This window comes from Aeromonas sp. 95A, from assembly GCF_051919235.1.
In the GTDB taxonomy this organism is placed as follows: domain Bacteria; phylum Pseudomonadota; class Gammaproteobacteria; order Enterobacterales; family Aeromonadaceae; genus Aeromonas; species Aeromonas veronii.
Genome location: NZ_JBQBFC010000001.1, coordinates 4,361,358 through 4,378,939, shown reverse-complemented (window position 1 = coordinate 4,378,939; position 17,582 = coordinate 4,361,358). Strand labels below are relative to the sequence as shown.

The 17,582-nt window shown below is 57.3% G+C and carries 14 protein-coding genes, 1 other RNA gene and 1 pseudogene; 6 read left to right on the top strand and 10 right to left on the bottom strand.

Translation table 11 applies throughout. The features are described from left to right. Positions 1–98: 98 nt before the first annotated feature. Together ACTG2U_RS20065 and ACTG2U_RS20060 are read right to left on the bottom strand one after the other, a co-directional pair. A pseudogene (locus tag ACTG2U_RS20065) lies at positions 99–2,194 on the bottom strand (ATP-binding protein). A 31-nt stretch (positions 2,195–2,225) separates the two neighbouring features. Beyond that, positions 2,226–3,410: an FIST signal transduction protein gene (locus ACTG2U_RS20060; RefSeq protein WP_439975027.1), complete on the bottom strand. Its 1,185-nt coding sequence runs from the start codon at positions 3,408–3,410 to the stop codon at positions 2,226–2,228. A 113-nt stretch (positions 3,411–3,523) separates the two neighbouring features. Between ACTG2U_RS20060 and ACTG2U_RS20055 the strand changes: the two genes are divergently transcribed. Then, positions 3,524–4,438: a gluconeogenesis factor YvcK family protein gene (locus ACTG2U_RS20055; RefSeq protein ID WP_047438497.1), complete on the top strand. Its 915-nt coding sequence runs from the start codon at positions 3,524–3,526 to the stop codon at positions 4,436–4,438. Positions 4,439–4,477: 39 nt separating this feature from the next. Here ACTG2U_RS20055 and ACTG2U_RS20050 read toward each other — a convergent pair whose 3' ends face one another. The 3 genes from ACTG2U_RS20050 to lpcA all read right to left on the bottom strand — a co-directional run bounded on the left by ACTG2U_RS20050 (position 4,478) and on the right by lpcA (position 6,657). Further along, positions 4,478–4,813, bottom strand: a complete 336-nt coding sequence (locus ACTG2U_RS20050) for an Hpt domain-containing protein (RefSeq protein WP_005353511.1) — start codon at positions 4,811–4,813, stop codon at positions 4,478–4,480. Between the two features lie 291 nt (positions 4,814–5,104). After that, a complete protein-coding gene (locus ACTG2U_RS20045; protein ID WP_439975026.1) occupies positions 5,105–5,914 on the bottom strand; it encodes a class II glutamine amidotransferase in 810 nt (269 codons plus the stop codon). Positions 5,915–6,078: 164 nt separating this feature from the next. Further along, positions 6,079–6,657, bottom strand: coding sequence for a D-sedoheptulose 7-phosphate isomerase (gene lpcA, locus ACTG2U_RS20040; RefSeq protein WP_439975025.1), 579 nt, complete (start codon positions 6,655–6,657; stop codon positions 6,079–6,081). A gap of 255 nt (positions 6,658–6,912) precedes the next feature. Here lpcA and fadE point away from each other — a divergent pair, with 255 nt between their 5' ends. Together fadE and ACTG2U_RS20030 are read left to right on the top strand one after the other, a co-directional pair. Continuing rightward, the gene (gene fadE, locus ACTG2U_RS20035; protein WP_129503606.1) at positions 6,913–9,369 is read left to right on the top strand and encodes an acyl-CoA dehydrogenase FadE; all 2,457 of its coding nucleotides are present in this window, start codon (positions 6,913–6,915) and stop codon (positions 9,367–9,369) included. A gap of 180 nt (positions 9,370–9,549) precedes the next feature. Further along, positions 9,550–10,824, top strand: a complete 1,275-nt coding sequence (locus tag ACTG2U_RS20030) for an amidohydrolase (RefSeq protein ID WP_439975024.1) — start codon at positions 9,550–9,552, stop codon at positions 10,822–10,824. An 81-nt stretch (positions 10,825–10,905) separates the two neighbouring features. On the opposite strand, the gene ACTG2U_RS20025 is transcribed toward ACTG2U_RS20030, so the two are convergent. Beyond that, a complete protein-coding gene (locus tag ACTG2U_RS20025) occupies positions 10,906–11,253 on the bottom strand; it encodes an RnfH family protein (protein ID WP_439975023.1) in 348 nt (115 codons plus the stop codon). Beyond that, a complete protein-coding gene (locus tag ACTG2U_RS20020) occupies positions 11,246–11,680 on the bottom strand; it encodes an SRPBCC family protein (protein WP_005334496.1) in 435 nt (144 codons plus the stop codon). Before ACTG2U_RS20020 ends, ACTG2U_RS20025 begins: the two co-directional genes overlap by 8 nt. A gap of 169 nt (positions 11,681–11,849) precedes the next feature. Between ACTG2U_RS20020 and smpB the strand changes: the two genes are divergently transcribed. The 3 genes from smpB to ACTG2U_RS20005 all read left to right on the top strand — a co-directional run bounded on the left by smpB (position 11,850) and on the right by ACTG2U_RS20005 (position 14,267). Next, complete coding sequence (smpB, locus tag ACTG2U_RS20015; protein ID WP_005334498.1) at positions 11,850–12,338, top strand: SsrA-binding protein SmpB; 489 nt, start codon at positions 11,850–11,852, stop codon at positions 12,336–12,338. Positions 12,339–12,504: 166 nt separating this feature from the next. Continuing rightward, positions 12,505–12,864, top strand: a transfer-messenger RNA (tmRNA) gene (gene ssrA / locus ACTG2U_RS20010). A gap of 164 nt (positions 12,865–13,028) precedes the next feature. Beyond that, positions 13,029–14,267 (top strand): integrase domain-containing protein, encoded by a 1,239-nt coding sequence (locus ACTG2U_RS20005; protein WP_439975022.1) that lies wholly within the window; start codon positions 13,029–13,031, stop codon positions 14,265–14,267. A gap of 98 nt (positions 14,268–14,365) precedes the next feature. Here the strand turns inward: ACTG2U_RS20005 and ACTG2U_RS20000 are convergent, their stop codons facing one another. The 3 genes from ACTG2U_RS20000 to ACTG2U_RS19990 all read right to left on the bottom strand — a co-directional run bounded on the left by ACTG2U_RS20000 (position 14,366) and on the right by ACTG2U_RS19990 (position 17,475). Beyond that, positions 14,366–15,061 carry an inovirus Gp2 family protein gene (locus tag ACTG2U_RS20000; protein ID WP_439975021.1) on the bottom strand — a complete coding sequence of 232 codons (696 nt, stop codon included), beginning with the start codon at positions 15,059–15,061 and terminating at the stop codon, positions 14,366–14,368. A 630-nt stretch (positions 15,062–15,691) separates the two neighbouring features. Continuing rightward, positions 15,692–17,206 carry a YfjI family protein gene (locus tag ACTG2U_RS19995; RefSeq protein ID WP_439975020.1) on the bottom strand — a complete coding sequence of 505 codons (1,515 nt, stop codon included), beginning with the start codon at positions 17,204–17,206 and terminating at the stop codon, positions 15,692–15,694. Beyond that, a complete protein-coding gene (locus ACTG2U_RS19990) occupies positions 17,203–17,475 on the bottom strand; it encodes a helix-turn-helix transcriptional regulator (protein WP_439975137.1) in 273 nt (90 codons plus the stop codon). The genes ACTG2U_RS19995 and ACTG2U_RS19990 overlap by 4 nt, the downstream gene beginning before the upstream one ends. Between the last annotated feature and the right edge of the window lie 107 nt (positions 17,476–17,582).

The window sequence follows — 17,582 nt, the reverse complement described above, 5'->3', positions numbered from 1 at the left end:
CACAGATTTTTCATATAGATTGATACAACCCGATTTATCCCGTGCTCTCTTCAGTATTTGCTGAAGAACTGGTCAACCCACAAAGTTGACCATTTTTTTTATCCGCGCGTCGGCAACCGCTGACCAAAGTGACGCTGCAAACACTCTCTCAGCCGTGACAAGGTGATTGGCTTGGCGAGAAAGTCATCCATCCCCTGCGCCAGACAGCATGCCTTGTCCTCCGCCATCGCATTGGCTGTCAGGGCGACGATAGGCATAGTGCATCCCAACTCACGCAAGCGCCGGGTGGCTTCCAGTCCGTCCATCAGGGGCATCCGCATATCCATCAGGATCAGATCCGGGAGCTGCTCATCCACCTGCGCCAGCGCCTCCAGACCATTGGCTGCCAGCCGTACCTTGCCCACCAGTTTTTGCAGCATCAGCGACACCACCAACTGGTTCACCGGGCTGTCCTCCACCACCAGCACATCCAGGGGCAGCAGTGCCGAAGCCCCCTCCTCCCGCTGCGGCTGGCTATGGCAAGGCAACGCCATGCCGGGCAGCTCGAACCAGAAACAGCTTCCCTTGCCCGGCTCGCTCTTCAGGTGGATCTCTCCCCCATAAGCGTCACCAGACGCTTGCTGATGGCAAGACCGAGGCCGGTACCGGAAAAACGCCGGGTGGCCGAGTTGTCGACCTGGGAGAAGGGTTCAAACAGCAGCGCCTGATCCGCATCAGCGATCCCGATCCCGGTGTCGGAGACCGAGATCAGCAGCTTCTCATCCTGCCAACCCAGGTGCAGTGTCACCTGCCCCTGCTCGGTAAATTTGAGGGCGTTGTCCAGCAGATTGCCCATCACCTGCGACAGACGCATCGGATCCCCCTGCAACTCCCGGGGGACCGACTCATCGACCCGATAAACCAGCGCAATCCCCTTGGCGGTCGCGCGAGCTTGCAGCGGCTCGACCAGGGATTGGCAAAGCTGGACGGGTTGCAGAGTCTCGCAGTGAAACACCAGGGTTTGCGACTCGATTTTCGAAAAATCGAGCACGTCGTCGATGATGGTTTGCAACAATCTGGCCGAGTGGGTGGCATGGCGCAGCAGGCTCTGTTGCTCCGGCGCCAGCTCGGCATGCTGCACCAGATCGAGCATCCCCAACACCGCATTCATAGGCGAGCGGATCTCGTGGGTCATCATGGCCAGAAACTGGGACTTGGCACGGTTGGCCGCTTCGGCCTCATCCCGTGCCCGCGCCAGCTCCTCTTCCCGGCGAATCTGGTTGCTGATATCCCGGGCAGTGCCACGATAACCGATAAACAGGCCATCATGGTCAAAGCAGGGCTCGGCGCTCACCTCCATCCAGCAGGGGCCGTGTTGCAGCGCAACCTGCATCCGCACCCCTCGCACCGGCTGGCGCAGCTCCAAAAGCTGCAGGTATTTCTGGGCATCGCAGCTCTGCTTGTTGCAGACGTAGTCATAGAGGGTCGGCCGGGTCGCCTGCGGGGTCATCTCATCCAGATAACCCGGCTCAGAGGCGTAACTAAGGCGATGCTCGGCATCTGTCTCCCAGAACCAGTCCGAAGCCATGGCGGCAAAGCTGCGAAAACGGCGTTCGCTGGCCTGCAGCGCCTCGGTTTTTACCGCGACCTGCTCCTGCAAGCGGGCCCGATAGGTGATGTTGACCAGCGCCTGGGCGATAAGAGGACGGCAACGCTCCATGGCGGCCTTGCTGGTGAGATCGAAGGTGCCCGCCCGAGCGTGGCGGCAGATGAGGGTAGCGGTAAAGCCGGGGGCCTGCAGCCCGGTCAGCATCACGCTGGCCCAGCCCGGCTCGCTCGCCAGCGGCGCAAGCTCAGGCAGCTGGGCGGGATCGTAAATCACCAAGGTTTCACCCGAAATGGCGCGGGCAAATGCCGGGGTCATGCGCCAGCTGCGGGCTGATAGCATTGGCTCGGTACTGAGGTGGGTACTCCCCTGCTCCCCTTCCCAGGCCACTACATCCGCGTGATCAAAGCCGATAAAGGGTTTGAGCACCTGGATAAGGCTCTCCAGCACCTGCTCCAGCGTCTTGGCATCGGCGAGGGTGGCAACCCCCCCCAGCAGTGTCTGGGACTCGTGACGATACTTGGCCTCGCGCTCGCGGCAACGCATAAGGTCGACCAGCGTGGTCTGCAATTTGTCGCCGAGGGCTTCCAGTTCACTGTTGCCAATCATCTTGTTGCCTGCTCTGTTATGTTCTGCCGACTCAACGGGTCAGGAAAATCACGCTCGATACCATCAGGTTGCCGTGGGCCAGCTCGCCATTGGGCAGCCGCCCCTGCTCGCCGAAGGTAAAGGGGGTGATAAAGGGGATCTTGCCGAGGCGAGCCTGGCTCTGCTCGACAAATTGGCACAACATATCACCTAGCGCCAAACGGCAACCAGCACAAAAGATGATGAGAGCGCCGATAGGCTGCAATTCCACATCGACCCCATACCCTGGCTCAACGCGCATGGCATTGAGGCTGCGCTGCAGCAACCCTTCCTGACTGCTGTACATCAACAGCAGACGCTCCCCTTGCACCACATCGGTAAAGAGCCGCAGCCCGCCCTGTTCGGTCACAGCTTCGGGATGGGAGAGTTTGTAGTAAGGAATGCCATCCAGCGCTCCCACCTGACGAGCCAGCGGGGTGAGCGTGGTCTCGCGCAAAATCGCCCCCACCGGCCAGGGCTGCTCGCGCCCGCACCAGCGGGCATAGACCTCGGCAGCAGGCTGGTGATCGATGGTGAGTACCTCCCGCCCGTTGCAGGCTGTGATCTCGCCACTGAATTCGGCAGGCACATAACCGGAGTGAAACTGAAAGGCCAGCTGGCAATCGGGATAGAGCACCGCCAGACCGATGCCATCCTGACTCATCGCCTCATCCCAGCAGATCTGCCAGTCACCGCTGACACTGCTATCAGCCGCCGATCCACCGACCACCGGCACCGAGGCACCGAGTTCGGCCTCGATACCGGCCAGCAGCCCCTCTTCCTTGCCGGGACTGGCATGAAACAAGATCAGCTGGGGCAGCTCGCCCGGCCGACCACAGTCGCTCATGGCTCGGCGCAGCAACTGCCGCACATCCACCCCGTCACCGCTGGCACCGGCTACCCCGAATGCCCCTTTCTCATCGTACAGGGCAGCAACGGCCAGCCCATATCCGTCTCGGGCGTGGTGTCCCATCTCGGTCATGACACCACCGCAAGAGCTGCACCCAAGCAGGCGGGTCGTCGGGAACTGGCGTTTGAGCGCATCGCGCAGTATCGCCCCGTCATGGGCTTGGGTAAAATAGAGTAACAGCAGGGAGGGGGCCTGATCGGCATGGTGGCGCAGCTGCGCGCAGATATCTTGGGCCGCCAGCGATGAATTCTGGGCGAGGGAGTGAACGGTCAGAAATTTCAACACCATCTCCTTGTTTTATCGAATGGCTGCCTCAAGCAAAAATCATACCTTTATCAAACAATTATCTCGCTTCGCTTGCTAACATAGCGGTCAACTGAGACCAATAACAGGACGCCCATATGTGGCAAAAAAACATCAATGACTTCGATCGGGTCGTTGCCATCGGTGGTGGCCATGGCATGGGACGAGTGCTTTCGTCCCTCTCGTTTCTCGGTCAACGGCTCACCGGCATCGTCGCCACCACAGATGATGGTGGCTCGACCGGACGCCTGCGCAAGAGTCAGGAGTGCATCGCCTGGGGCGATCTGCGGAACTGCCTGAACCAGCTGGTGACCGATCCCAGCATCGGCAGCCTGTTGTTCGAGTACCGCTTCGCCGGCAAAGGCGAGCTGGCGGGCCACAACCTTGGCAACCTGATGCTGCTGGCGCTCGATAATCTCTGTGTCCGTCCTCTTGATGCTATCAAGCTGATCAGTGACATGCTCAAAATCGAGTCACAATTGCTACCCATGTCTGAATTTCCCACCGATCTCTGCGCCCATATGGAGTGTGGCACCCAGATCCTGGGAGAGGTATCCATCGATCAACTGGCAACCCCTCCCCTATCCCTCGGCCTGATGCCGGAGGTGCAAGCGACCCGGGAAGCGGTGCTGGCACTGCAGCAGGCGGACATGATCATTCTGGGGCCGGGCAGTTTCCTCACCTCCATCATGCCGCCATTGCTGCTGGCCGAGATCGCCCAGGCCATCAACGAGAGCAGCGCCATGCTGGTTTTCGTCTGCAATCTGGTGGCGGAAAACGGCCCTGCCAGTCAGCTGGATCTGATGAGTCAATGTCGCTGGCTGGAATCCCGGGTCGGTCAGGGTCGGCTGGATGCCATCCTGGCCCCACAAGGCGCGGGTGATGCTGGGGACTGGCAAGGGCGAGTGATCGAAGCCGAGCTGGGCGAGCTTGAGCTGCCCCATCGGCACGATCGGTTGAAGCTGAAACTGGCGCTGGACCGGATCATCCAGCAACTGCTCAACCAGCGTTAGGCTACGGTCACGGCGCCCCGGCATCCCTGCATGGCGCCGTTACTGATAATCGGCAAGAAACGCGAGCACCTGGGGCAAGGAGGCCTCCAGCAGTTGCAACTGGCGCTCTGCCTCGGCCACATCGGCCTGCTTGCTGGCCATCTCCAGCGCCATCACCTGCTGATAGCTCGGCATGGCGCCGTAGCTGCCACAGGATGATTTCATGCTGTGCGCCACCCGAGCCAGCGCCTCCCACTCCCCCTGCTCATAGAGGGGCCTGAGCTGACTCAGCTGCTCGCCCACCTCTTCAATAAAGACTGCGATGACCACGGGCAGCATATCCGGACCGATATCCTCTGCCAGCTGCTGCAACACCTTGCGATCCACCCACTCCATGCGAGGCTCCTCCAGAACGGTATTCAAACAGACCATACTATAGATAGTTTTCGATGTCGTGGCTCACGACCAGGCTGTGATGAAGCACCCGATTGGATGGCTCAGGGAATAAAGTGGCAAAAAATGTGATCAGTATCGAAATTGCGATGCTGAAACGCCCGTCAAGACAACAACTTGATTGCCAAAAATTAACAATTGATCAACAATCAATGCCGTCAGAGTGATGATGCTCAGCAACACCTCTCATCCCTTTTGCCTTTTATGGCTGCTGCGAAGAACCAGGGTAGGTATCTACCCTGGTATTTTTTTATCTTGCTCAAGCGCGACCTGGTTGGTCGCCACCCGCTCCCCCATGCGAAACAGATTGAATTCGCCGGGCGCCATTTTGACCCAATTCTCATTGCCGGTCAGCGGACGGGTGGTGATCAGGGTCACCACATCGTTGGGGGTGGTCTCGCTTTGAAAGTCGATCACCACCTCCTCATCCAGCAGGCTCGCCTCGCCAAAGGGCGCACAGCGAGTCAGCCAGTGCAGGTTGTTGCTGCAGTAGCTCATCACATACTCCCCATCCGAGAGCAGCATGTTGAACACTCCGAACGCTCTGAGCTCGTCACACAGGGTAGCGAGATAGCGAAACATGGCGGGAAAGTTGGCCGGACGCTTGGGATATTTTTGCTCCAGCCGATCGAGCAGCCAGCAGAAGGCGTGTTCGCTGTCGGTATCCCCCACCGGCCGGTGGCGGCCGGTGGGCAGCTTCTTGTAGCCGGTCAGCTGACCGTTGTGGGCGAAGGTCCAGTAACGGCCCCACAGCTCACGGGTAAAGGGGTGGGTATTTTCCAGCAACACGCAGCCACGGTTGGCCTGCCGAATGTGGCTGACCACGGCGCAGCTCTTGATGGGCAGCGCCTGTACCAGTCTGGCGATGGGAGATTGGGCACTGGGCTCGGGATCCTTGAAGGTGCGAAAGCCCTTCCCTTCGTAAAAGGTGATCCCCCAGCCATCCTTGTGGGGCCCGGTCTTGCCGCCGCGCAGCATCAACCCGGTAAAGCTGAAGCAGATATCGGTCGGCACATTGGCACTCATGCCGAGCAGTTCGCACATATCCGGCAGACTCCTTTCATGATTTGGCTTGTGTCATGTTCGACTAGCACGCTGGTTCGACAGACAGCAGGGGAAGGCACAATTCCTTCCCCTGTGACTGGCAACAACCGGCCGATGGCGAACCATGCTACCGGCGCAGCCCTTATCTGGTAGTTATGGCCTGATTACTTGACCATCTCTTTTTCGACCAGCTGGATCAGGATGTGGATCACCTTGATGTGCACTTCCTGAATACGGTCGGCATAGCCAAAGTGCGGCACGCGGATCTCGACATCCGCCAGACCCGCCATCTTGCCGCCATCCTTGCCGGTCAGGGCGATCACTTTCATGCCTTTGGCGCGGGCAGCCTCGATGGCTTTCAGGATATTGCCGGAGTTACCGCTGGTGGAGATGCCAAGCAGCACGTCGCCACGGCTGCCGACCGCTTCCACATAGCGGGAGAAGACATAGTCATAGCCAAAGTCGTTGGAAACGCAGGAGAGGTGGCTCGGATCTGAGATGGCGATACCGGCATAACCCGGGCGGTTCTCGCGGTAACGACCGGTCAGCTCTTCGGCGAAGTGCATGGCGTCACAGTGGGAGCCACCGTTGCCACAGGAGAGCACCTTGCCCTCTTCTTTGAAAGAGTCAGCCAGCAGTTTGGCGGCCGCTTCGATGTTTTTCAGGTTCTGCTCATCAGCCAGGAAGGCCTGCAGCACGCTGGCAGCTTCGGTCAGTTCATTGCGGATCAATTCTTGGTACATGATGTCTCTTCCACTGTTTTTAGTGTGCGTGTAGATCGCGGCTATTCTCGCACAAGCGAATCGCACAGTCGCCCCCCTGCGAGCCACAGCGCTGGCGGCGCGTGAGCGTTATGGGGATCACAGAGAGAAGGTAATGAAGATGTAAACAGCTTGATAACTTTGTGCGTATGAATTACAACAGGGGCCATATCCAACAGGTCAGACCTCTGGATCAGTTACGCCACGTTGGCAACTTAACCACGCAAGGAGCAAGCAATGACGACGACCCTCACTCTGCTCGGGGTGATCCTGGTTATCGGAGCCCTAGCCTATCGCCGGGCATCCCTGTTCATCTCCACCCTGGTCACCGGCGCCGCCCTGGTGCTTGGCGCCCTCTATGGTCATGTGCCCTTGCTGGTATGGGCGCTGTTCGCGGTGATCGCCATCCCGCTCAATCTGGTGGAATTTCGCCGCAATCAAATAACCAAGCCGCTGTTCAAGATCTACAAATCGATCATGCCGGAGATGTCCCGCACCGAGAAGGAGGCGATTGAAGCGGGCACCACCTGGTGGGAAGCCGATCTGTTCGCAGGCAACCCGGACTGGAAAAAACTGCACGCCATCCCGGTCAGCACCCTCTCTGCCGAAGAGCAGGCCTTTATGGATGGCCCGGTCGAGGAGGTGTGCCGCATGGTGAGCGACTGGGAAGTGACCCACGAGCGCGCGGATCTCTCCCCCGAGGTGTGGCAATACCTGAAGGACAACAAGTTCTTCGCCATGATCATCAAGAAGAAATATGGCGGTCTGGAGTTCTCGGCCTACGCCCAGTCCTGTGTCCTGCAAAAGCTGTGCGGTGCCAGCGCCGTGCTCGCCTCCACCGTCGGCGTGCCCAACTCGCTGGGCCCGGGCGAACTGCTGCAACACTATGGCACCGACGAGCAGAAAGATTACTACCTGCCCCGCCTGGCGGTAGGTAAAGAGATCCCCTGCTTCGCCCTGACCAGCCCGGAAGCGGGTTCTGATGCCGGCTCCATCCCCGACTTCGGTATCGTCTGCAAGGGCGAGTGGGAAGGCAAAGAGGTGCTCGGTATGCGCCTCACCTGGAACAAGCGCTACATCACCCTCGCCCCCATTGCTACCGTGCTGGGTCTGGCCTTCAAACTGCGTGACCCCGAGCACCTGCTGGGTGAAGAGGAAGAGCTCGGCATCACCTGCGCCCTCATTCCCACTCACATCAAGGGTGTCGGCATTGGCCGTCGCCACTTCCCGCTCAACGTGCCGTTCCAGAACGGCCCGACCCAGGGCAAGGATGTGTTCGTCCCGCTCGATTTCATCATCGGTGGTCCGGCCATGGCCGGTCAGGGCTGGCGCATGCTGGTCGAGTGTCTGTCGGTCGGTCGCGGCATCACCTTGCCCTCCAACAGCACAGGTGGCGTCAAGATGCTGGCCCTGGCGAGCGGCGCCTACAGCCGCATCCGTCGCCAGTTCAAGCTGCCCATCGGCAAGATGGAAGGGATTGAAGAGCCGCTGGCCCGCATCGGTGGCAATGCCTACATCATGGGCGCCGCAGCCAACCTGACCGTGACCGGTATCGACCTTGGCGAGAAGCCCTCGGTCATCTCCGCCATCGTCAAATACCACCTCACCGACCGAGCCCAGAAGTGCATCATCGATGCCATGGACATCCACGGCGGCAAGGCAATCTGCATGGGCCCCAACAACTATCTGGCCCGTGGCTATCAGGGTGCGCCCATCGCCGTGACGGTGGAAGGGGCCAACATCCTGACCCGCAGCATGATCATCTATGGTCAGGGCGCTATCCGCTGCCACCCGTATGTACTGCCGGAGATGCTGGCTGCCAGCCATCCCGACAAGGAGCAGGCGCTGAAAGATTTCGACAAGGCGGTATTCAGCCACGTCGGCTTTGCCATCAGCAACCTGGTACGCAGCTTCTGGCTCGGTATCACCGGCGCACGCTTTGCCGCGGCTCCTTACAAGGACCAGACCAAGGGCTACTACCAGCAGCTCTCCCGCCTCTCGGCCAACCTGGCGTTCCTGTCAGACATGGCGATGGGCACCCTGGGTGGCGAGCTCAAGCGCAAGGAGCGGGTCTCCGCCCGCCTTGGCGACGTGCTGAGCCAGCTCTATCTCGCCTCCAGCGCCCTCAAGCGCTATCAGGACGAGGGACGCCAGCAGGCCGACCTGCCGCTGCTGCACTGGGCACTGCAAGATGCCATGTTCAAGGCACAAGAGGCGATCGACGAACTGCTGCGCAACTTCCCGAACCGCTGGATTGGCCTTGCCCTGCGCGCCGTGGTGCTGCCGCTGGGTCGTGACCTGAACCGTCCATGCGACAAGCTGGATCAACAGGTTGCCCGTCTGCTGCAAACCCCGAGCGAGACCCGTAGTCGCCTGGCCAAGGGGCAGTATCTGACCCGCGAAGAGGGCAACCCCTTCGGTCTGCTGGAGCAGGCGCTCGATGACGTACTGGCCGCCGAGCCGCTGTTCGAGAAAGTCTGCAAGAGCGATGGTATCAAGCGTCCCTTCATGGCGCTGGACAAGGTGGCCGACATTGGCCTGGCCGCTGGCGTACTGACCCAGAGCGAAGCGGAGCTGCTGCGCCGCGCCGAGGTAAGTCGCCTGCGCACCATCAACGTCGATGATTTTGACCCCATCGATCTGGTGGCCAACAAGAAGCTGTTTGAAGCCTCCGCTTACCATCACGCGGCCTGATAACCACGCCTCGACAACGCCTCCCTTGTGGAGGCGTTTTTTTATGGGCGCTCACCACTATTCACGGCCCTCACAGACATCACTCGCAATCACAGCTCCCCCGACCAGCTGCAGGCCCCGTGTGGTCAGCCGGGAAAAAAGGCACAATAGCCGACAAATCGAATCACCAAGGAAGCCAAGATGACCCTTGAGCACCTGATCCTGTGGCGCCGCGACCTGCACCGCCTGCCGGAAGCCGCCTGGAAAGAGTTTCGCACCACCAGCCTGATTGCCCACCACCTGAGCGAGCTCGGTTATCGCATCGTGCTCGGCGACAAACTGCTGGCCAGCAATCTGATGATGGGCCGTGATGTGGATGTGCCGGCCGAGAAGGCTCGCGCCCGCCGTCAGGGAGCCCATCCCGACTGGCTGGAGCGGATCGGCGATGTCACTGGCCTGATGGGGGAGCTGGATACCGGCCGTCCCGGCCCGACCCTGGCCTTTCGCTTCGACATAGATGCGGTGGAGGTGGAAGAGTCCGACGCCGAACAACACCAGCCGCAGCAAGAGGGTTTTGCCTCCCACAACAAGGGGTGGATGCACGCCTGCGCCCACGATGGCCACACCGCCATCGGCATGGGGCTGGCCAGCCGCCTGATGGCGATGAAGGAGCAGCTGTGCGGCCGCATCAAGCTCTTCTTCCAACCCGCCGAAGAGGGGTGCCGCGGTGGCAAGGCGCTGGCGGCCGGTGGCGCACTCGATGACGTGGATGCCCTGCTCTCGCTCCATATCGGCATTCACGCTGGCAGCGGCGAGCTGGTGATCAATCCCACCGAATTTCTCTGCTCCACCAAGTTCGACGTCCACTTTATGGGCACCGCCGCCCACGCGGGACTCGAACCCAATGCTGGCAGCAATGCGCTGGCCGCCGCCTGCATGGCCACCACCGCCATGCTCGGCATTCCCCGCCACCGCGACGGCATGACCCGCATCAACGTCGGCCAGCTTCACGCAGGCAGCGGCCGCAACGTCATCCCCGATCATGCCGAGCTACGCGGTGAAACCCGCGGCGCCGACAGCGCGCTCAACGACTACATGTTCAGTCAGGTACAACGCATCGTCGAAGGTACCGCCCTCGCCCACGGTGTCACCTATCGCATCATCAAGCAGGGTGAGGCCATTGCCCTCGACAACAGCCCGGCGCTGCAAGCCGAGCTGGCGGCGCTGGCCCGCAAGCAGGGGCTCGCCACCATCCAGACTCGCCGCTTTGGCGCCAGCGAAGATGCCGGTTTTCTGATGGAGCGGGTGCAAAAACAGGGGGGCGAAGCAGCTTACCTCATTCTGGGGGCCGATCTGGCGGCACCACACCATCACAACGAATTCGATTTCGATGAGCGGGTGATGCAAAGCGGGGTCGAGCTACTGGCAGCCTGGGCACGCGCACGGCTGGGTGTGATAGAAGCAGCCCTCTCTTGATATCCCCTTGGCCAGCTCACCGGCTAACGGGATCAAAAAAAGGCGCCTCGGCGCCTTTTTTCTGCAAGAAAAACCTGAGCGCTACTCGCGGTGCTTGCGATGCACATCGGGGCGACCACCGGTCACGCTATCGGCTCTTCCCTCCTCTTTGGCCTTCTCGGCGCGCTTTTTACGCATCTCGCGGGGATCGGCGATGAGCGGGCGGTAGATCTCGATACGATCCCCGTCGTGCAGCGGTTCGCTCCCTTTCACCGGTCGGCTGTAGATGCCGAGCTTGTTGACCGCCAGATCGATCTCGGGGTGCTTTTGCACGATGCCGGACTGCTCGATGGCCGCCTGCACGCAGGTCTCGGGCGCCACCCGCAGGGCAATCACCGTCTGCTGCTGCGGCAAGGCATAGACAACCTCGATATTGAGCTGGTCAGACACCGTATACCTCCTTCGCCCGGTTGGAGAAGGCGGAGACCATGGAGCTCACCAGATCGCGGAATACCTGACCAAAGGCCACCTCGATGAGCTTGGAGGTAAACTCGAAATCGAGATCGAACTCCACCTTGCAGGCGTCGACATCGAGCGGGGTAAAGGTCCACCAGCCCGCCAACTTGCGGAACGGGCCATCCACCAGCTCCATCCTGATCTGGCGGTTCACATCCAGCTGATTTCGGGTAGTGAAGGTCTTGGCAATCCCCGCCTTGGCCACATCGACCGACGCCATCATGTAGTCATCGCCAGCCTCGTGGACACGGCTGCCAACACAGCCGGGCAAAAACTGCGGATAGGCATCCACATCGTTGACCAATTTGAACATCTGTTCGGCACTGAACATCACCAGGGCACTGCGCGTAATTCGGGGCATGGCTTTTCCTCATCCAATCGGCGCGATTTTATCACCATGTTTGGGGTTGTGGAGGTAAAACCTCAGCCAAACCGCTCAGAAAGCCACCACTTGACCTGCTGCGCGTTTTACAGCCGCCCCTGCCTACGTATAATACGAGCCTCCTAGTCATTGCCGGAAATCGCCCGTCATGAGCAAAAAAAACAGTAAAAACAAAGCCGGGTCCAGCACCATTGCACTCAACAGAACCGCGCGCCACGAATACTTCATCGAAGAGAAGATCGAAGCGGGTCTGTCCCTGCAAGGGTGGGAAGTCAAATCCCTGCGGGCGGGCAAGGCCAACATCAGCGAAGCCTATGTCATCTTCCGCGATGGCGAGGCCTATCTGTTCGGCTCCAGCTTCCTGCCACTGCAAGCGGCCTCCAGCCATGTGGTATGTGACCCGACCCGCACCCGCAAACTGCTGCTGAGCCGTCGTGAACTCGACAAGCTCGAAAGCCTGATTGCCCGTCAGGGCTACACCATAGTTCCCCTCGCCCTCTACTGGAAACAGTGCTGGGTCAAGGTCGAGATCGGCCTGGTGAAGGGCAAGAAAGAGCACGACAAGCGCGAAGATACCAAGGCCCGCGAGTGGGATCGGGAAAAAGCTCGAATCATGAAGAACAAGCATCGCGGCTAACCCGCTACTGGCAGGATCAGGACGCCGGTTCACCTCCCCCCAGCGCAGCTGGCTCTTCAGGCTCAGCTGCGTACAATAAATCGGCAAACAGACTGGCTGCCAGAGGGAATGGGTATCAACGCCTTGCTATGACAGCATTTTTGCGTACAATCGCAATTAACAACTTGGGGCTGATTCTGGATTCGACAAGATTCACGAAACCCAAGGTGCATGCCGAGGTGCGGTAGGCCTCGTTAATAAACCGCAAAAAAATAGTCGCAAACGACGAAAACTACGCACTAGCAGCTTAATAACCTGCATAGAGCCCTTCTACCCTAGCTTGCCTGTGTCCTAGGGAATCGGAAGGTCATCCTTCACAGGATCGTGTGGAAGTCCTGCTCGGGGCGGAAGCATTAAAACCAATCGAGCTAGTCAATTCGTGGCGTGTCTCTCCGCAGCGGGTTGGCGAATGTAAAGAGTGACTAAGCATGTAGTGCCAAGGATGTAGTAATTTTGGACGGGGGTTCAAATCCCCCCAGCTCCACCAAATACCGGTCCAACAGTGACCAACGAAGTCCAAGAAACCCGCATAGCATAAGGCTTTGCGGGTTTTTTGTTGTCTTATGCTGTCCAATGGGGTGCGTTGCCATCCAGCCCTTTTAGGCATATCGTTAGGCATATCGTTTTGTATGCCTTCCGGAGCGTATGCCTATGCCTCGTATCACCCGCCCATTGTCCCCAACCGAGATCAAAGCAGCCAAGCCCAAAGAGAAGGAATACACCCTCTGTGACGGGGCAGGCCTGGAGCTCGTCATCAAGCCCAATGGTTCCAAGCTGTGGCGCCTGCGCTACTATCGCCCCCTTAGTAAACAGAGAAACATGATCAGCTTTGGCTCCTGGCCGGAGATGTCGTTGGCTGAAGCGAGAGAAAAACGCTCCGAAGCCAAATCCCTGTTACTGCAAAGCATTGATCCTCAGCATCATCGTGATGAGCAAGCATCCGCTGCGTTATCACAGAGCGAGCACACCTTTGAAGCCGTTGCCAAGCGCTGGCTTGATGTCAAACGCCCTTCCGTTACCCCGGCATATGCTGAGAATCTTTGGCGCTCGCTCGAAATGTACCTGTTCCCCGAGATAGGCACAGTGCCCGTTATGGAAATAAAGGCACAGCGAGCCATCAAGATCATCGAGCCTATCGCAGCAGCAGGAAAACTCGAAACCGTGCGCCGCCTCACCCAGCGGGTGAACGAGATCATGACCTTTGCCGTTAACTCCGGCCTGATCGATGCCAACCCTTGCTCGGGGATCAGCAAGGTGTTTCAACGGCCAGCCAAACAGCACATGCCCAGTATTAACCCCAACCAGTTACCAGAGCTGATGAACCGACTTTCCAAGGCCAGCATCAATTTGCAGACCCGCTGCCTCATCGAGTGGAGCCTGCACACATTGGCTCGCCCCAGCGAGGCGGCCGGAGCAAGGTGGGCAGAGATTGATATGGAGAAGAAACTCTGGCGGATCCCACCAGAGCGAATGAAGAAGCGCAGGAGCCATGACGTGCCCTTGACGCCACAGACCCTTGCCTACCTTGACCTAATGCGACCGATCAGCGGCCATCGTGAATTTATCTTCCCTGGGATCCGAAATCCCAAGACACACACTAACGAACAAACCGCCAATGCGGCTTTGAAACGGATGGGGTATGAAGGAACCTTAGTCGCGCACGGCCTGCGAGCCTTGGGTAGTACGACACTCAACGAAAGGGGATTCGATCGAGATGTCATCGAATCCGCCCTAGCACACTCAGACAAAGACGAAGTGCGTAGCGCCTATAACCGCACGGATTATCTGGAACGCCGTAGGAAAATGATGATCTGGTGGTCAGAGCATATTGATGCAGCAGCGAAAACTGGCTCTGCATTGACCTGGCTGCCGACCACAAAAGCAGGTTGAGCATAATTCGGTGAGGTCTCGCAGGAAATCCTCACCGCCCAATTGTGCGGGTGTGTCCTGAAATAACAGCCCTTTGACTCTATTCTAAGGAAAATGAATTAGGTTCGATTATTACCTATCAGTTGACTATGCCCGAAATTACGTTCACCTCGTACTTTCGAACGTAATTTAAATAAATACGCAATCCTCTCCAAAAATTTATAAAACATCTCATTGTGCAGCACCGCATCTCGGTGATCAAATCGATACTCTGCGTCATCAGGGAAATGCACCAAAGACGCATAATCAGGGTATGCGAGCCTCAATGCACTACACCAAGCTTTACGGATACGCGCAGCCATGTTATCTCCATCGAGATTAGAGTAGTCACCAAGATGACCGTAATCATCCCGGTTAAATAGTAGCACCACGTGATAATGAGGGTACTGGCTTGTTACTTGCTCCTTCACCCAGATAAATCCCAAGAAGAATGATTTACCAGCCTTACCCTTACGGTGACGTGCTGCCTGTATCTGGCTTTTTAGTGAAGCAATAAAGCGCGTAATAACCTTTTCCTCTTCTACCTCCGGTGGAAAGCCTGTCGGCATGTCCGGATCATCCATAACTGGTATATGAGGGAAACGCAGATCAACGCGTACAGCAAATACTCGTGGGTAACGATGCAAGAAGTTAGCGATCACCTCCACGGATGTTTTCAACTGCCCAAAGGATATTTCACCATACTTGGCCTCAGCCACAACTCGCAAGTTGTCTAGCTCGTTGCCTATTAAATAATATCCGCCATTTGATTTCATATACGGCCCTATGATTTACATGGAACACCCATGCCAATTGGTTAAATACTCAGGTGACAGTACTCATCGTCATTAATGAGGACCGCTGCGTAAAACTTTACGGTCAACTGATACCTTGCTCTCTTATCAAACCACTAGGTTGATATACCAACCTGCATTTAGCACTCTGTGCTTTGCATAGGCTGCGCTATGCTGATGTATACGGCTAATGGCTTGTATCTGACGTACAAGCCTGATGTATATCTGATTGGTATACACTTCGTGTATATATCACATGCTCTCGTTGGTATACCCTGTGATACATCCTAGTGGTGTATCACTATCATCCTCGATATATCTCCTACACCATCTACCTTGTTATACACCTTGTGTGTATATCCTCTACGCCGCATTTACCTTGTTATACACTTCGTGTGTATAGTAATACTATTACCGAACTTGGCGACCGCCTAAATCACCGGAGAACACGTGATTATTTTAAATAAAACCCCAGCAGCTCCGGATGTTAAGGCAAAAAAGTTACTCTGAACTTAGCTTATCCTCTGTTCTCTGGTTGGAGCCATAAAATCACTCAGACTATTGCAAAGTGACCGTTATAGATATAGCTAGAGCTAGATCCTTATTATCAACTTAAATCCCGGTCACGATGCCGTTATTCTGGCTGATGTGGACGAACCAAGTTTTTTTGATTTTATAAACTTGGACCTTCCCCTTCATCTGCAAGCGCTCCAGCGTTCGAGCCAGACGCTGACTATCCCGGAGTCGATTCGGGCCATGCTGGCGAATATAATTCTTAGGGATATCGAAATAATTAAAGCGGCGATGGTTTGCTTGCAGCCAGGTTTCCAATTTCATTTCATCTTCCATCTCTTCTGGCAAAGCGTCATCAGCCATCAGGTGAATAAATGAATCCAGATAGTAACTAGCCAACTGAATCGCCGCGTGCATAGTGTGCTCAGATATGACCACATTACCCGTTACAAACGCCTCCAGCACACCCGCAATTCTGGCCACATGTTCGAGCTGTTTGGAGGCATAGTCACGATATTCACGCAATGAGCCCGTTTGGCCGCACATCAGTTCAATCCGGTTGTACTCGGCATGCCACTTGGCTGCCGCCTCGGGTGACAGTGTCAGACAAGTACGCACAGCATCTTCTTCCCGACGTTTAAATGATTGATTCAAAAGCTCCAGGACTCGCGCATGGAACCATTCCAAATGTTTGCCAGAAACAGGGGGCGGAAAAACTTGTTGCGGACCGTGGAGCCGTGCGCCAATGGTTGATGTCGGCTGGCACAGCAGTGTTCTGGCAAAGAAACCAGAGGCCCGAGCATGTCGCCCCTGGCGGTTGACATACTCCTTGAACAAGCCGGGTTGCACCATCAACATAGCCCCAAAGCGGGCATCTTCGATACGAAACGTATCGCCGGTTGCACGGTCCACTTCAATCGGCTGGGCGCTCCACAGCGAGTTCAGGAGCGGCGTATCGTGGAGCAGTTCGCCATTGAGGATGCTGCCCGCTTCATCCGAGAGCAGAACCAAAGAGGGCCAGCCTTTACCCAACGCCAGCTTTACCGCCGCTCGGGTTGCATCGCTGACCAACAGGCGCTTACGCAGTGGTGCTATCGGTTGACGACCCAAACACTCTGCCAAGCGCTGTTCACTCTCTGTCTTGGCCCCCCCTTTGACCACCTCTCGCTCGAACGCCTTCTCCAATGTTTTTTGTTCGCTCTGCCACAGACGCATCGCGATATTGTATCGCTGCTTATCCTCCTGATACTGCTTCTCCAACACTCCTTCGAGGTCACGAACAGGCTTCATCAGCATCTTGTCTACCGTGGACTTGCGCTCCCCGGATTCAGCCAGCACAACCTGATACAACGACATTGGAATGCGCAATCCAGCCTTGGGAGAGACGTCATAGAAGTCCTGACAGGATTGTGCCATCCCACCGAGCAACGAGGTGGCAATCAAGTCCGCTGATGCCTGGGTTTCCTGCTGGACATAACGAATGATCTTTTGTAATTCCTCAGGCATTACGTAGACAGGGAACACAGGTACAGGCTTTGTCCCAACATTCTGCGAAAGGGGGATTTTCGGCGTAATGGGTGCTACAGGTTGAAGAGAGTGGTAATAATTCATCATACTTGGTCCTTGAGTACAGGGATCGGATTGGCTTGCGGGCGTGCGGCGATCCAAGCCATGACTTCGTTCAAACTCCAGCCCACTGAGGCTGCTCCGAGTTTGATGGGTCTGGGAAAACTCGGGTCAAAGCGCTTGGACTTGGGGTTGAGGCGATCGTAGACAGTGGCCCGGCTAAGTGCGATCAGTCGGAGCAGCTCTTTAAGCCTGATAATCCTGTCACAGACTTCGGGCTTAGGTGCTGCACATTTATCTTTGGTACTCACCAACATCTTCTTTGGCTCTCCTATACAGGCCTGTGAATTGATGAAGTCAGAATAATTTTTCGCAACGCCTTTAGACACGAGGATCTGGTGGGGTACCAGATCCTCGTGTCGAA

Bases quoted from the DNA above. Each gene is read 5' to 3' on its own strand.
- ACTG2U_RS20060 (WP_439975027.1), bottom strand. From the start codon at position 3,410: ATGGTGTTGAAATTTCTGACCGTTCACTCCCTCGCCCAGAATTCATCG.
- smpB (WP_005334498.1), top strand. From the start codon at position 11,850: ATGAGCAAAAAAAACAGTAAAAACAAAGCCGGGTCCAGCACCATTGCA.
- ACTG2U_RS20030 (WP_439975024.1), top strand. From the start codon at position 9,550: ATGACCCTTGAGCACCTGATCCTGTGGCGCCGCGACCTGCACCGCCTG.
- fadE (WP_129503606.1), top strand. From the start codon at position 6,913: ATGACGACGACCCTCACTCTGCTCGGGGTGATCCTGGTTATCGGAGCC.
- ACTG2U_RS20055 (WP_047438497.1), top strand. From the start codon at position 3,524: ATGTGGCAAAAAAACATCAATGACTTCGATCGGGTCGTTGCCATCGGT.
- lpcA (WP_439975025.1), bottom strand. From the start codon at position 6,657: ATGTACCAAGAATTGATCCGCAATGAACTGACCGAAGCTGCCAGCGTG.
- ACTG2U_RS20005 (WP_439975022.1), top strand. From the start codon at position 13,029: ATGCCTCGTATCACCCGCCCATTGTCCCCAACCGAGATCAAAGCAGCC.
- ACTG2U_RS19990 (WP_439975137.1), bottom strand. From the start codon at position 17,475: ATGTTGGTGAGTACCAAAGATAAATGTGCAGCACCTAAGCCCGAAGTC.
- ACTG2U_RS20000 (WP_439975021.1), bottom strand. From the start codon at position 15,061: ATGAAATCAAATGGCGGATATTATTTAATAGGCAACGAGCTAGACAAC.
- ACTG2U_RS20045 (WP_439975026.1), bottom strand. From the start codon at position 5,914: ATGTGCGAACTGCTCGGCATGAGTGCCAATGTGCCGACCGATATCTGC.
- ACTG2U_RS20020 (WP_005334496.1), bottom strand. From the start codon at position 11,680: ATGCCCCGAATTACGCGCAGTGCCCTGGTGATGTTCAGTGCCGAACAG.
- ACTG2U_RS20050 (WP_005353511.1), bottom strand. From the start codon at position 4,813: ATGGAGTGGGTGGATCGCAAGGTGTTGCAGCAGCTGGCAGAGGATATC.
- ACTG2U_RS19995 (WP_439975020.1), bottom strand. From the start codon at position 17,206: ATGATGAATTATTACCACTCTCTTCAACCTGTAGCACCCATTACGCCG.